This is a genomic window from Achromobacter pestifer (assembly GCF_902859625.1).
GTDB lineage: Bacteria > Pseudomonadota > Gammaproteobacteria > Burkholderiales > Burkholderiaceae_B > Achromobacter > Achromobacter pestifer.
Window position 1 is genome coordinate 1,371,906 of record NZ_CADIJX010000001.1, and the last position, 12,471, is coordinate 1,384,376.

Annotated in this window: 11 protein-coding genes; 1 reads left to right on the forward strand and 10 read right to left on the reverse strand. The window is 64.0% G+C overall.

Translation table 11 applies throughout. The features are described from left to right. Positions 1-4 precede the first annotated feature (4 nt). On the reverse strand, positions 5-1,180 hold the full coding sequence (locus HV753_RS05980; RefSeq protein ID WP_175173698.1) for an efflux RND transporter periplasmic adaptor subunit: 1,176 nt from the start codon (positions 1,178-1,180) through the stop codon (positions 5-7). A 353-nt stretch (positions 1,181-1,533) separates the two neighbouring features. On the opposite strand from HV753_RS05980, the gene HV753_RS05985 reads away from it, so the two are divergent. Then, positions 1,534-2,439 carry a LysR family transcriptional regulator gene (locus HV753_RS05985; protein ID WP_175173699.1) on the forward strand — a complete coding sequence of 302 codons (906 nt, stop codon included), beginning with the start codon at positions 1,534-1,536 and terminating at the stop codon, positions 2,437-2,439. Between the two features lie 91 nt (positions 2,440-2,530). Here the strand turns inward: HV753_RS05985 and HV753_RS05990 are convergent, their stop codons facing one another. The 9 genes from HV753_RS05990 to HV753_RS06030 all read right to left on the reverse strand — a co-directional run bounded on the left by HV753_RS05990 (position 2,531) and on the right by HV753_RS06030 (position 12,211). After that, positions 2,531-3,262 carry a pseudouridine synthase gene (locus HV753_RS05990; RefSeq protein ID WP_175173465.1) on the reverse strand — a complete coding sequence of 244 codons (732 nt, stop codon included), beginning with the start codon at positions 3,260-3,262 and terminating at the stop codon, positions 2,531-2,533. A gap of 37 nt (positions 3,263-3,299) precedes the next feature. Next, a complete protein-coding gene (locus tag HV753_RS05995; protein ID WP_175173466.1) occupies positions 3,300-4,802 on the reverse strand; it encodes a M81 family metallopeptidase in 1,503 nt (500 codons plus the stop codon). 25 nt (positions 4,803-4,827) lie between these two features. Then, positions 4,828-5,463 carry an ANTAR domain-containing response regulator gene (locus HV753_RS06000; protein ID WP_175173467.1) on the reverse strand — a complete coding sequence of 212 codons (636 nt, stop codon included), beginning with the start codon at positions 5,461-5,463 and terminating at the stop codon, positions 4,828-4,830. A 2-nt stretch (positions 5,464-5,465) separates the two neighbouring features. Continuing rightward, entirely contained in the window at positions 5,466-6,629 is a 1,164-nt protein-coding gene (locus HV753_RS06005; RefSeq protein ID WP_175173468.1) for a transporter substrate-binding domain-containing protein, read from the reverse strand. A gap of 67 nt (positions 6,630-6,696) precedes the next feature. Further along, the gene (locus tag HV753_RS06010; protein ID WP_175173469.1) at positions 6,697-7,410 is read right to left on the reverse strand and encodes an ABC transporter ATP-binding protein; all 714 of its coding nucleotides are present in this window, start codon (positions 7,408-7,410) and stop codon (positions 6,697-6,699) included. Further along, the gene (locus HV753_RS06015) at positions 7,407-9,233 is read right to left on the reverse strand and encodes a branched-chain amino acid ABC transporter ATP-binding protein/permease (protein ID WP_175173470.1); all 1,827 of its coding nucleotides are present in this window, start codon (positions 9,231-9,233) and stop codon (positions 7,407-7,409) included. Before HV753_RS06015 ends, HV753_RS06010 begins: the two co-directional genes overlap by 4 nt. After that, positions 9,226-10,059, reverse strand: a complete 834-nt coding sequence (locus tag HV753_RS06020; protein ID WP_175173471.1) for a branched-chain amino acid ABC transporter permease — start codon at positions 10,057-10,059, stop codon at positions 9,226-9,228. Before HV753_RS06020 ends, HV753_RS06015 begins: the two co-directional genes overlap by 8 nt. A 57-nt stretch (positions 10,060-10,116) precedes the next feature. Further along, positions 10,117-11,283, reverse strand: coding sequence for a substrate-binding protein (locus HV753_RS06025; RefSeq protein ID WP_175173472.1), 1,167 nt, complete (start codon positions 11,281-11,283; stop codon positions 10,117-10,119). A gap of 37 nt (positions 11,284-11,320) precedes the next feature. Next, positions 11,321-12,211 carry a nitrilase family protein gene (locus tag HV753_RS06030; protein ID WP_175173473.1) on the reverse strand — a complete coding sequence of 297 codons (891 nt, stop codon included), beginning with the start codon at positions 12,209-12,211 and terminating at the stop codon, positions 11,321-11,323. Between the last annotated feature and the right edge of the window lie 260 nt (positions 12,212-12,471).

A 12,471-nucleotide genomic window follows, 5' to 3' on the forward strand; every position in this document is an offset into this window, starting at 1 on the left:
CTGATTACTGCTTAGCCGGCGCGGCATTCGCCGCCTGCGGCTGCTGCGCATTGGCGCCGGCTTCGGTGGCTACCACCTCGGCGCCCGGACGCACCATTTGCAGACCTTCCACGATGACCTTGTCGCCAGCAGCCAGGCCATCGGTGACCAACCACTTGTCGCCAATGGCACGATCAGTCTGCAATTGACGCAATTCGACCTGGTTCTTGGCATTGACGACCAGTGCCGTCGGCTGGCCGCGCTGATTGCGCGTCACGCCGCGTTGCGGCACCAGCAAGCCGTCGGCGGCCACGCCATCGGCCAGACGGGCGCGCACGAACATGCCCGGCAGCAGGCGGCGGTCGGGGTTAGGGAACACCGCGCGCAGCGTGATCGAGCCAGTTCCCTGGTCCACGGTCACTTCCGAGAACTGGAGCTTGCCGGGTTGCTTGTATTGCGAACCATCTTCCAGGGTCAGCGTCACCAGCGCGGCCTGTTCGCCGTCTGCCTTCTTCAACTGGCCGCTGGCCAATGCGTCTTGCAGGCGCAGCAGCTGGACGCTGGATTGGGTCACGTCGACATAGATCGGGTCAATTTGCTGCACCGCAGCCAACGCCCCGGTCTGATTGGCCGTCACCAGCGCGCCTTCGGTCACCGACGAGCGGCCGATGATGCCGTCGATCGGCGACAACACCTTGGTATAGACAAGGTTGATGCGCGCGGTGTCCAACGCGGCCTTGGCCGACAACACGTCGGCTGCGGCCTGGTCGCGCGAGGCAACGGCGTTGTCATAGGTCTGTTGGCTGACGGCGCGGGTAGCCACCAGCGGCTTGTAGCGTTCAGCCAGCAGGGCCGCCGTCTTTTGCTGCGCCTGCGCACGCGCCAAGGCGGCCTTCTGGCTGTCCACGCTGGCCTGATAGAGCGCGGGGTCGATTTGATAGAGCTGTTCGCCCGACTTGACCTCGCCGCCTTCCGTGAACAGGCGCTTCTGGACGATACCGTTGACTTGGGGACGGACTTCGGCCACGCGGAATGCGGACGTGCGGCCCGGCAATTCGGTGGTCAGGGAAACGGGCTGCGTGGTCAAGGTCACGACTGAGACTTGCGGCTTGCCCGCCTGCGGCGCGTCTTGCTTCTTGCCGCAAGCGGCCAGGGTCAGGGCCGATGCCGTCAGCGTGACGACCGCCGCGCTACGCCACATAGCGCTTTTCTTGTTCATAGATTGCATTCCCGAAAAATTAAAAGGCCCCACGCTGCACCCGCTTTTGCGGGCTTGCTGCCCCCCCCCGGGGGGGCGTTTCTTGCCTTGGGACAGTGCGGCGGCAAAAAAAACGCCGCGCCGCGCCCGAATGGGGCAAGGCAGTGCATCAACGGGGTGGATTCGCGTTGAACACGCAGGTTGGGCTTTATCGAATTGCTGCATTGCAGAACTCGCATTCTGCGTTATCCCGCCCAAGAAACAAAGGGGCGCAATGAGAAAACATCATTCCATTTATGGGACAATTTCAACACCCCTGCATATGACAGAATCTAGCCATGAAACGCTTACAAGGCATGGAACTCTTCGTTGAAGTGGCCAAAACGCACAGTTTTAGCCGCGCAGCGGCGACGCTGGGTGTCCCTAAGTCCACCTTGTCTCGCCAGGTGGCCGAACTGGAACGGTCTGTCGGCCTGCGGCTGCTCAGCCGCACGACTCGCAAGGTGGAGCTCACCGACGCCGGCCGGCTGTATTTTGAACGCTGCCAGCGCATCGTCGCCGAAGCCCAGATCGCCCACGAAGAGCTGCAAAAACTGGTCGACACGCCAGCGGGGCCGCTTAGGGTGAACATGCCTGCGGATTTCGGCACGGATTTCCTGGCTGAATCGTTCATGGAATTCTCTCGCCGCTACCCCGACGTCACATTTTTCCTGGATTTGGCCAATCCGGATCACGCTTCACGTGTGTTCCAGACCTGCGACATTTCCATCGAAATCGGCGACCTGCCCGACTCGACGCAGATTGCAAGGCTGCTGGGCATGCTGCCCGCCCACCTGTATGCCTCGCATGACTACCTTGAGAAGCACGGTGAACCTCGGCACCCCAGCGACTTGACCCGCCACGAGTGCATCGAGTTCCGCGCCGAAGGCGCCGGCCGCGTTACCCGCTGGCCCTTGAGCAACGGCGACCAGCACATTGAATTCACCCCGGGCAACCGGTTTTCAGTCAATGGTGTCGCCATGGCACGCCGCTTGGCCATGCTGGGCGCTGGCATCGCGGTGCTGGTGGGCGGCCAAACGGCCGAACAGCAATCCGGCCAGTTGCAGCGTGTGCTGCCGGACTGGCAACTGGGGCCATTCCCTGTCTACGCGGTCACCGAAACCCGGCTCCTGCCCGCCAAGACCCGGATCTTCATCGAATTTCTGATGGAGCGCCTGGGCAGCAACGGGCAAGCGAAGAATACCCCCGCTTTCATGAAATAGCGGTGTCGCAGAAACAGACTGAAAAATCTGCTGACCGCCGACATCACTTGTCGGCCAACGGAACAATCACGTTTTTGGGTGCGGATCCGGCTTAAAAGCCTTCGTCGTCGCGCAGATAGCGCCACTGGCCCAGAGGCAGGTCGCCCAGCGACACCCGGCCGATGCGCACGCGCTTCAGCCCCACCACTTTCAGGCCAACCAGTTCACACATGCGGCGGATCTGGCGCTTTTTGCCTTCCCACAGCACAAAACGCAGCTGGTCGTGGTTCTGCCACCGCACATGGGCGGGTTTAAGCGCTCGGCCGTCCAGTGACAAACCGTGGTTCAGGAGTTCCAGCCCGCGATCGGATAGGTCGCCCTGCACGCGGACCAGGTATTCCTTGTCCACGCTGGAGTCCTCGCCGATCAGGTGCTTGGCGATGCGGCCGTCCTGCGTCAGCACCAGCAGCCCCTGGGAATCGATATCCAGCCGGCCGGCCACGGCCAGCCCGTCCAGATGGGCGCGCTCGAAACGCAGCGGCGAGCGGTCGCCGGCAAAGCGCGAGCGCGAATCGATCAGCGCAACCGCCGGGGTGTAGCCCTTCTCGGCCTGGCCCGACACATAGCCCACCGGCTTGTTGATCAAGATGGTGACCCGCGAGGTCTGACGCGCCTGCGCGGCGCGCTCAAGCGTGATGACCTGGTCGGGATAGGCTCGGGCGCCCAGCTCGGACACCACGATGCCGTCCACGCGGACCCAACCGCGTTCGATATAGCTGTCGGCCTCGCGGCGCGAGCAGAGTCCGCGCTCGGACATGAGCTTGGAGATGCGTACTTTTTCCATGGCCGATATTGTATGCGGACGCCAATCGGCCTGCCGGTCAAGCCGCCGGATCGTAGTCTGACAGCGCCATGGGATCCAGCGGATAGAGCGGACGGCGCCGGCGTTCATAGGGAAATAGCGAAAAATCCGAGCTGGTCACGCCCGCACTGCCACATTCCACCAGCGCTTGGGATATCGGTTCAAACACCGGCCGGCAATACATGCGGGACTTCACCAGGACAAAGCGAGCCCGGCGAGGATCCAGCCCCATGCTTTCAAACACCCCCAAGTCCCAGGGCTCGTGGGTCTTCTCGGTAATCACCAGTTGCGCGGCGCCAATATCCAGCACCGCGCTGCGGCCCATGCTGGCCGTCTGGCCGGTGTAGGTTGGACCCGTGATGACATATTGGCCGTCGGTCACCGCTCCAACCACGCCACGCAACAGCACCGGCGCCGCGGGCCGCCCGATGGCGGGGATGGGCCGTTTGTTGCCCACCCAGAGCTCCACCCGCGTGCCCTCGCCCGCCTGGGTCAACGCCTCCACGGCTTCAGGGTCGCAATACAGGCCCGCGACAATGCCCGTCAAGCCGGCGTCGACGGCGGCCATCAACACCTCCATCGTGTCGCACGTGCCGCCCGACATGCAGTTGTCGCCGTGATCCAGCAGCAGCACCGGTTTGCTGGCGCCGCAGGACAGTTCGACGGCGCGAGCCAACGAGTCGGCCAAGGGCTCGCCCTCATAGAAAAAGCCGTCGCGCGCCGCCCAGATGTCCCGCGCCATGTCGGCGGCCACCTGCTCTGCCTGCACCTGCCCACCCGCCCCCGCCACCACCACCACGCTCAGGCAAGGGTCCGGAATGTCGGCCAGGGCGAATCCCGCCAACACGGACACCCCCAGCGCGCCCGCGGCCTCCGCCTGCCGGGCGGCCTGCACGGCGTCGCGCATGGCGCCCTGCGCCGTGGCGCTGCGCAGCGTATGCGTCATCAATGGCAGGCGGCGCCATGCCATCACTGGGCGCGACCCGCCGTTGAGCCAATCAAACAAGATGCGGCCCGCGTGTTCGCCTGTTTCATACATGTCCACGTGCGGGTAGGTCTTGAAGCTGACGATCACATCGGCATTGGCCATCATCTTGGGCGTGACGTTGCCATGCAGGTCCAACGCCACGGCGATGGGGACATCTGGCGTCTGCTGGCGCAAGCGTTCAAGCAGATCGCCTTCGCCATCATCGGTGCTTTCCACGGCCATCGCGCCATGCAGGTCCAGGAAGATCGCGGCGCATCCCTGCGCGCCCGCCACGATGGCATCGCAGAGTTCGCGATAGGCCTTCGCGTCCACCCGGCCACTGGGGTAGGCGGTGGCGGACACCGGCGTGGCCAGCGACGCGCCGTTCGCTTCGGCCAGATCAATGAAAGCCGACATCGCCGTGCGCTTGCCCTTGTTGTCGTCGTAGGCCTGCGCGCCAAACACGGGGCCGTCATTGCCAAACGCGGCCAGCGGCGTGGGCACGGGCGAAAACGTATTGGTTTCGTGATTCAAGCGGGCGATCATGACTTTCATTGTTTTCCTCTTTGAAATCGGGCGCTTAGCCGTTTTGGGATGGGCCCGGGCGGATGCCGCCCAAGCCGACCTTTTCCATGGCCTCGCTGGCCTCGATGATCATTGCGGCCACTTCCGCCACGCTGACGCGCAAGCCCGTGGCCCGCGTGCGCATGTGTTCGTAGGCCGCGCGCTCGTCCAGCCGCTGATGATCCATCAGCACGCGGATCGCCTTCTCGATGACACGCCGGGCCTTGATGGTGTTCTCCAGCTTATCGATCTTGACCTGTTGCCGGCCTTGGAACTGCTTGGCCGACCGCGCCAGCACCAAGGTGCTGAGAATGCCCGCCGAGCGGAAGGGCCGCGTCAATACCCCGTGCGCGTTGGTCTTCAGCAATTGCTTCAGCGTGGTGGGGGTTTCGTATTCGGACAACGCGATCAAGGTGGCCTCGACTTCGCTGGCCGACCAGGCAGCACTATTCTGCACGCATTGCGACACCTGGAAGAAGATGACGTCCGCGCCCGCGGGCGGGGCATCCGGGAACGGCCAATGCAAATGAATGCGGCAACCGATGCGCTTGAGTTGCTCAACCAGCACGTCGCGGTCTTCGCCCGGGGGATACACCACCGCGACGGCCACACTGCGCAGGTCCTCATAGAGGCGGCGTAGGCTATGGTCCATGCTCATTTCAACCAGAAGTCGTCCAGGCCGAACGCCGTGAGATAGGGGTCCGGCTTCACCGGCTCATCGCTTTCCCACACGATGTCGAAGCGTCCGTCCGCGCGGCACACACCGATGCGCGGCGTCAGCACGCAGTGGTTATTGGCTGCCAGGATCGACATCCGGCCGTCCGGCGCGTCGAATTGCACCTGATGCACCGCTTGAACCAGCTTGCGGGTATCCATGCCGCCCACGCGCTGGAGCGCGCGCGCGAACAAATGCACCTGGCTGTAGCAGGTCTCGGCATAGACACTGGCGGGATGGTCGCCGAAACGCTCGCGCCAGCGCGCCAGGAAGTGTTGATTGGCGGGCGTGTCGACGGTATTGAAATAGGTGGCGGCGGTGATGTGGCCCACGCAACGTTGCGGCCCGATCTCGGCCACCTCGGATTCCGCCATGGTCAGGCTGGCGATGGGAATGTGCGCGGTTTCCGCGCCCGCGTCCTGGCAAGCCTCGTGGTAGCGCTGGTAGAAGCGTTGCGCGTCCGCGCCGATCAACGTGGAAAACACCACATCGGGCTGGATGCGGCGGATGTCCGCCACGACATCGATGATGTCGCTTTCGTCGCAGCCCAGGGGCAGATAGGTTTCATCCAGGATCTCGCCGCCATGCTCTTCCACGGTTTCGCGCATGATGCGGTTGGTCTCGCGGGGGTAGATGTAGTCCGCCCCCACCAGGAATATCCGCGAACCGCAGTTCTGAATCAGATAGGCCGCCAGCTGCATGCTGCCCTGATTGGGCGCCGCGCCGGTATAGATGACATTGGGCGAATACTCGAAGCCTTCGTAGACCGACCCATACCAAAGCAGGGAGTTGGTGCGCTCCACCACGGGCAACATCGCTTTGCGGCAATGCGAGGTGCACCCCCCGAAAATAACGCTGACTTCATCGTCCAGCAACAGGCGGGCCGCCAGGCGGCGGTATTCCTCGGCGTCGCTGCCGGGGTCGTACACCACCGGCTCCAACGGCCGGCCCAGCACGCCGCCCAGGGCGTTGATCTCTTCCACCGCCAGCACCGTGCCAAAGAAATGCTGCGATTCGGTCGTGCCCGTGACGCCGCTGCGCGAATACAGCACGCCGATGCGCCAACCGGGCTGGTCCGCGTCCCTGTCCCGAAGCAAGGTCATGATGACGTCCTTAAGCGTGAATCCTGCGTGCCGGCCGTGCTGAGAGCAGAAATAGAAGCGGCGGCGTTCATACCTTGAGATGATCAATGATATTGCCGATGGCCTGGGGGGCACCAGCATCGCCTTCATCCACGATACCCCCTTGTTTCAGCACCAGGTAGCGGTCGGCCACGTCCAGGGCAAAAGCCACGTTCTGCTCGACGATGAACATCGTCGTTCCGCGCCGCTCGCGTTCCCAGTTCAACGCGCGGCCCAGCCGTTCGATCACCGACGGTTGCAGCCCTTCGGTGATTTCGTCCAGCAGCAACAGATCGGGCCGCTGCATCAGCCCGCGGGCGACCAGCAGCATTTTTTGCTCGCCGCCCGACAAGGTGCCGGCATGCTGGCGCAGCCGGGTCGCGAACACCGGGAACAGCTCGGCGACTTCGGCAAAACGCTCGTCAAAGAGATTCTCGCGGGGCAGGCCCAGCCGCAGGTTGTCGCGTATGCTGAGGTCCGGGAACAACGGCTGTTCCTGGGCCGCATACGCAACGCCGCAACGCGCCACTTCGTGCGGACGCAAGCGCGTGGCGTCGACGGCGCCCACGCTGACGCGGCCTCGCAACTTCGGCAGGTAGCCCATGATGGTCTTCAGCAGCGTGCTCTTTCCCATGCCGTTCTTGCCCAGCAGCGCCACGCAGGTGCCGCGCTCGACCGACAGCGAAATATCGTTCAGCACCACCGAGCCCTTGTAGCCGCTGGACACGCCTTCCAGGCAGAGCGCTGGCACGGTTCTCGTCATTGTCCTGCTCCTTGCGCGGCCGGCGCGCTGCCTGCGTAGATGGTGCGCACCAACTCGGATTCCACGACATCGCGGAAACTGCCGTCCATGACGATCCGACCTTGATGCAAGACCACGATCCGCGTCGCCACTTCCTTCACGAAATCCAGATCGTGCTCTACCAGCAGGCAACACAAGCCGTACTTGTGCGCCAGCGCTGACAGCATCTGACCGATCCGCGCCCGCTCGGCCTTGCTAAGGCCTGCGGTGGGTTCGTCCAGCAGCACGATGCGGGGTTCCAGCGCAAGCACCATCGCCAGTTCCAGCGCCTGTTGCTGCCCGTGCGACAAGTCGCGAGCCACGCTGCCCAGGGATTGGTCCAACCCGGTCACTTGCAGGACTTCCAGCGCGTAAGGCGGCAAGTCCAGCGTGTCCGAGCGCCGCCACCAGGAAGGTTGTTCCCGCAAAGTCGTGGCGATACGCAGGCTTTCCGCCACGGTCATCGTGTCGAATACATTGGCGTTCTGGAATTTTCGCCCCAGCCCGTGGCGCACGCATTGTTCAGGGCCATCGCGCAGGATCGGATGGCCATAGAGTTCCAGCGTGCCTTCCGAGCGTTCCGCGCCATCGGCGATGCAGCGCATCAACGTGGTCTTGCCCGCGCCGTTGGGGCCAATCAGGCCCACCAGTTCCCCGCCGCGCGCCTTCAGGTCGATGCCTTCCAGCACCTTCAGGCTGCCAAACCGCTTGGCCACGCCGGCCAGGTTCAACGCCCAGGACGCGCCACTGGCCGGCCGCGGTTGTCCGGCGCGCACGCCAAGCGCCGGCACCGACGCCACCGCGCCGCGCCGGCGGAACGGCGCCGTCAACAAGGGCAGCAAGCCACGCGGCAACAGCAGAATCACCAGAATGAACGTCACGCCCAGCAGCAACTGCCAGACAAATGGCATGTTGCCACTGAGATAGGAACCCGCCACGTTGATGAGGATGGCCCCCAATACCGGCCCCCAGATGGTGCCGCGTCCGCCCAGCGCCACCCAGATGATCAATTCCGTGCCGAATACGAAGCCCGTCAACTCCGGCGCCACCACGCCGCTGAAGGCGCCATAGCCAAATCCCGCCAGGCTGGCCACCGCGCCGCACACCACCAGCAGCACAATGCGCCAATGCGCCGTGTTCAGGCCCAGGTAGCTGCACCGCGCTTCGTTGTCGCGCAGCGCCACCAGGATGCGGCCGCCATCGCTGCGCATCACCACCCACGCCAAAATCGCCACCACCGACAGTGTCCCCGCCGCGACCACATACCAGGCCTCAAGCGACAGATCGAAGGTCTCGTAACCGGTCAGGCCCGAAGACGATCCGGTGTAGGTGCCGCCGGCCAGCACCAGCTGCATCAGCACAATGGGCAGCACCAGCGAAATGACCGTCGCGAAGAATGGCGACGCCCCTCTGTAGAACGACAACCACCCCGTCACCAACGCCAACAGCACCGCGCCCGCCACCGCCGCCAACGCGGCCAGCACCGCCGTCGTGGGTGAAAAGCCGTAGTGCGTGAACGCCAACCCGGCGGCATAGGCGCCCACGCCGAAAAAGGCGGACTGGCCGAATGTCAGATGGCCCGTGTAACCCCACAGCACGTCCACCGTCACCGCCGCCACGGCGAAGAACATCGCCTTGATCAGCACGTTCAATAGATAGGTATCAAACAGCCAGGGACCCGCCACGGTCAGCGCCAGGCACGCGCCAGCCAGCCACGGCAGCGCGCGGGCGCGCACAGCAGGTGTCGCGCGTCCCTCGGACTGGGCGGCGGCCGATCCGGGTCGGACAAGTGATTGATCAGTCATGGGCGAATCCTTGGGGACGCAGGCGCAGCGTCAGCGCGGCCAGCACGGCGATGGTGACGCCGCCCAGAATCGGACTGACGTAGATGCTCACCAGCACCTGGCAGGCGCCATAGACCAGGCAGGTCAGCAACAAGGCGGTGATCGAATGGCCCGACACCATGACCAGCATGAAGGCGCTGACCAGCCAAGGCAGGCCCATGTTCGGATCAACGCTGGACAGCGGTGTGATCAGCGCGCCGGCAAGCGCCCCCAACCCGGCCCCCAGGCCGAACGTGGTGAAGCGAATGCGCTCGGCGTTGATGCCCAAGCCACGCGCCAAGTCTTCATTCATGATGACCGCACGGGTCCGCACGCCGAAGCGCGTGCCATTGAGCAGCAAGGTCATGGCGGCATACATCAGCAACGCGCCGGGCACCAGGAACAGGCGGTAGGCCGAATACTCCACGCCCAGGAACGACACGGCGCCCTGGATAGGCGAATCCACGAACTGCACCTCGCGCCCGAATGCCACGGTGATGAGCTGGCCGATCACGATGCCCAGCCCCCACGTGGCCAGAATGGCGTCCAGCGGCCGCTTGTACAGCGGCTGCACGATCAGGCGTTCGACGCCCATTCCCACCACCACGCCAACAACCAGCGCGAATGGCAGCGCCAGCCAGGGATTCAAGCCCAGTTGGGTCACCACCAGACTGGCATAGCTTCCCAGGGTAAGAATGGCCCCATGCGCGAAATTGACGATCTTCATCACACCAAAGATGATCATCAGCCCCGCCGTCACGATAAACAGCATGGCAGCCGTGCTCAAGATGTCCAGCAGCAAACCCATATCGGTCTCCGGCGCCGCCGGACGGGCCGGCGGTGCTTGTCTCGTGTTACCGCAGCGTCACTTCAGGTCAGGGCATTGTGCGCCCGGATCCACCTGATTGAACGTCTGAAGGATCTTGATGGAGCCGTCCTGTTGCACCTGCCCCAAACGCATGGTCAGCGCCGCATGCCGCTGCCGATCCATCTTCACCGGGCCGCGCGGGCCATCGAACGACACTTCGCTCAACGCCTGCACCACCTTCTGCGGATCCATGCCGCCGGCCTTCTCGACCGCCGCCTTGTACAGATAGAAGGCTTCGTACTGCGGCCCGGAAAACTCGTTGGCGGTCTTGGCGTCGTTGCCGAACTTCGCCTTCAGGCCGTCCAGGAATTTACGGTTCTGGGGCGTATCGATGCTGGTCAGGTACGACGCGGATATGTACATGCCCACCGCCGTATCGCCCATGGTCTTGGCCGTGCCTTCATCGATTGCCAGATTGCCGTAGGGCATGGACAGCCCCGCTGCCTTGATCTGCTTGGCCAGGCTGACGTTCGGCCCGCCCCCCGCCGTTGAACTGATCAGCGCATCGGGATTGGCAGAACGGATCTTTGACACCACCGGCGTCCAGTCCGAGCCATCCATGGGCAGATATTCCTCGCCCACCACGCGCCCGCCCTGCTTTTCGATGTATTCCCGCGTGAACTTCAGCATCCCTCGACCGAACGCATAGTCGCTGCCGACCAGGAAAAAGGTCTTGGCGTTGCGCTCTTTCATGAAGTGGTCGACCACCGGCGCGACCTGCTGCTCGGGCACCCAACCGTTCACATGCATCCAGCGGTTGCACGAACGGCCTTCGTAGAACGAGGTGTAGATGTAGGGCACCTTTCCGCGCGACACGATGGGCAGCGCGGCGTTGCGCGCCGCACTGGTTTCCATGGCGATGATGGCATCCACCTTCTTCTGGAAGACCAGCGTGTCGTACGCCTTCTGGGCGCCCACGGCGCCCGAGGCGTCGTCCGCGATTTCCAGCACGATCTGGCGGCCCAGAATGCCGCCGGCCGCGTTGATTTCGTCGGCGGCCAATTGCGATGCCTGCACCACGCCGGGCGCCACGACGCTATTGGCGCCGGACAGGCCGACCGGCACACCGATGCGCAAGGGCTCCGCGGCATGCACGGCGCCGGCACCCGCCAATAATGCGACAAGCGACAAGCGGATACGGAAGCTGCTGAATGGGATTTTCATGAGATTGCTCCTTGGGGGCGCGACTATTAGCCGTCGCTTAACGTTGCCGCAGGGCGTCGACCGCGCCCAGTTGCTCTTCGTAGATGTCGCAGCGCCTATCGCGCAGCACATGGTTGAAATCATTCAATTGACGCGCCCGGCGCGACGCCTTCACGTCGATGGGCGCCAGCAGGACCTCTTCCTGATCAGCGCTGGCGGGGCCGGCAGCTGTCCAACCTTGCGATCCCACGATCAGGCTGCGGCCCACGAACGGCTGGCCGCGTTCGACGCCCACGCGGTCGGCGCAGACCACCGTCAGGCCATTGCTATGCGCGGCACCGATGGTCAAGGCATGCGCCATGACTGGCCCGTCGGGCGTCTGCCCCGGCATCGGTACCCAATTGGTGGGCACCGCCACGATGTCGGCGCCGCGTACCGCCAAGAGCCGGTACACCTCGGGAAACCAGCCGTCGTAGCAAATGGCGACGCCCAGGCGGCCCAGCTCAGTATGGAACACCGGCAAACCCAGATCGCCCGCTTCAAAGTACAGATTCTCATCGCCCCACAAGTGCAGCTTGCGGTAAGTGCCGATATAGCCGGCGGGTCCGGCGATCAGCGCGGCGTTGTACAAGCGGTCCCCGCTGCGTTCGGCAATGCCCGCGACCAGATAGATGCCCAGCCGCTGCGCCAACGCGATCCAGGCCTGCGAGGTGACGCCGCTGGGCACGGGTTCCGCCAGCGCATAGGCCTCTTCGCGGCTTTCAAACACGTAGCCCGTGTTCGCCAGTTCGGGCAGCACCACCAGCCGCGCGCCCTGGGCGGCCGCCTGTTCGACCAATTCCGCCGAACGGGCCACGTTGGCGGCCACCGCCCCCATCACGGGGGCCATCTGCACACTGGCAACCCAGGTCGCCACGTCCGGGGAACACTGCGGGTCTGACGCTTGCATGGGATCTCCCTCATCAAAATTTGAAAACAAAAAAGCCCCCGACCACGCATAGCGTGCAAGTCGGGGGCTTTCATAGCCAGACACATGTTCAAGCAGCAATTATTGCTGCGGGGACTGCATGCCTGCCCAGGAAGCGCGAAGCCCAATCATGGGGTCCGCCAAGGGAAACAAGGCATTCAGGTCAATACTGACCGTGGGCAAATAATAGAGAGGCGCCCGCGCCGGGGACAATAAGTGCTTTCCCGGACGATCGGATCAAC

Coding starts and splice junctions, on each gene's coding strand:
- HV753_RS05980 (WP_175173698.1), bottom strand. CDS start 1,180: ATGTGGCGTAGCGCGGCGGTCGTCACGCTGACGGCATCGGCCCTGACC.
- HV753_RS05985 (WP_175173699.1), top strand. CDS start 1,534: ATGGAACTCTTCGTTGAAGTGGCCAAAACGCACAGTTTTAGCCGCGCA.
- HV753_RS05990 (WP_175173465.1), bottom strand. CDS start 3,262: ATGGAAAAAGTACGCATCTCCAAGCTCATGTCCGAGCGCGGACTCTGC.
- HV753_RS05995 (WP_175173466.1), bottom strand. CDS start 4,802: ATGAAAGTCATGATCGCCCGCTTGAATCACGAAACCAATACGTTTTCG.
- HV753_RS06000 (WP_175173467.1), bottom strand. CDS start 5,463: ATGGACCATAGCCTACGCCGCCTCTATGAGGACCTGCGCAGTGTGGCC.
- HV753_RS06005 (WP_175173468.1), bottom strand. CDS start 6,629: ATGACCTTGCTTCGGGACAGGGACGCGGACCAGCCCGGTTGGCGCATC.
- HV753_RS06010 (WP_175173469.1), bottom strand. CDS start 7,410: ATGACGAGAACCGTGCCAGCGCTCTGCCTGGAAGGCGTGTCCAGCGGC.
- HV753_RS06015 (WP_175173470.1), bottom strand. CDS start 9,233: ATGACTGATCAATCACTTGTCCGACCCGGATCGGCCGCCGCCCAGTCC.
- HV753_RS06020 (WP_175173471.1), bottom strand. CDS start 10,059: ATGGGTTTGCTGCTGGACATCTTGAGCACGGCTGCCATGCTGTTTATC.
- HV753_RS06025 (WP_175173472.1), bottom strand. CDS start 11,283: ATGAAAATCCCATTCAGCAGCTTCCGTATCCGCTTGTCGCTTGTCGCA.
- HV753_RS06030 (WP_175173473.1), bottom strand. CDS start 12,211: ATGCAAGCGTCAGACCCGCAGTGTTCCCCGGACGTGGCGACCTGGGTT.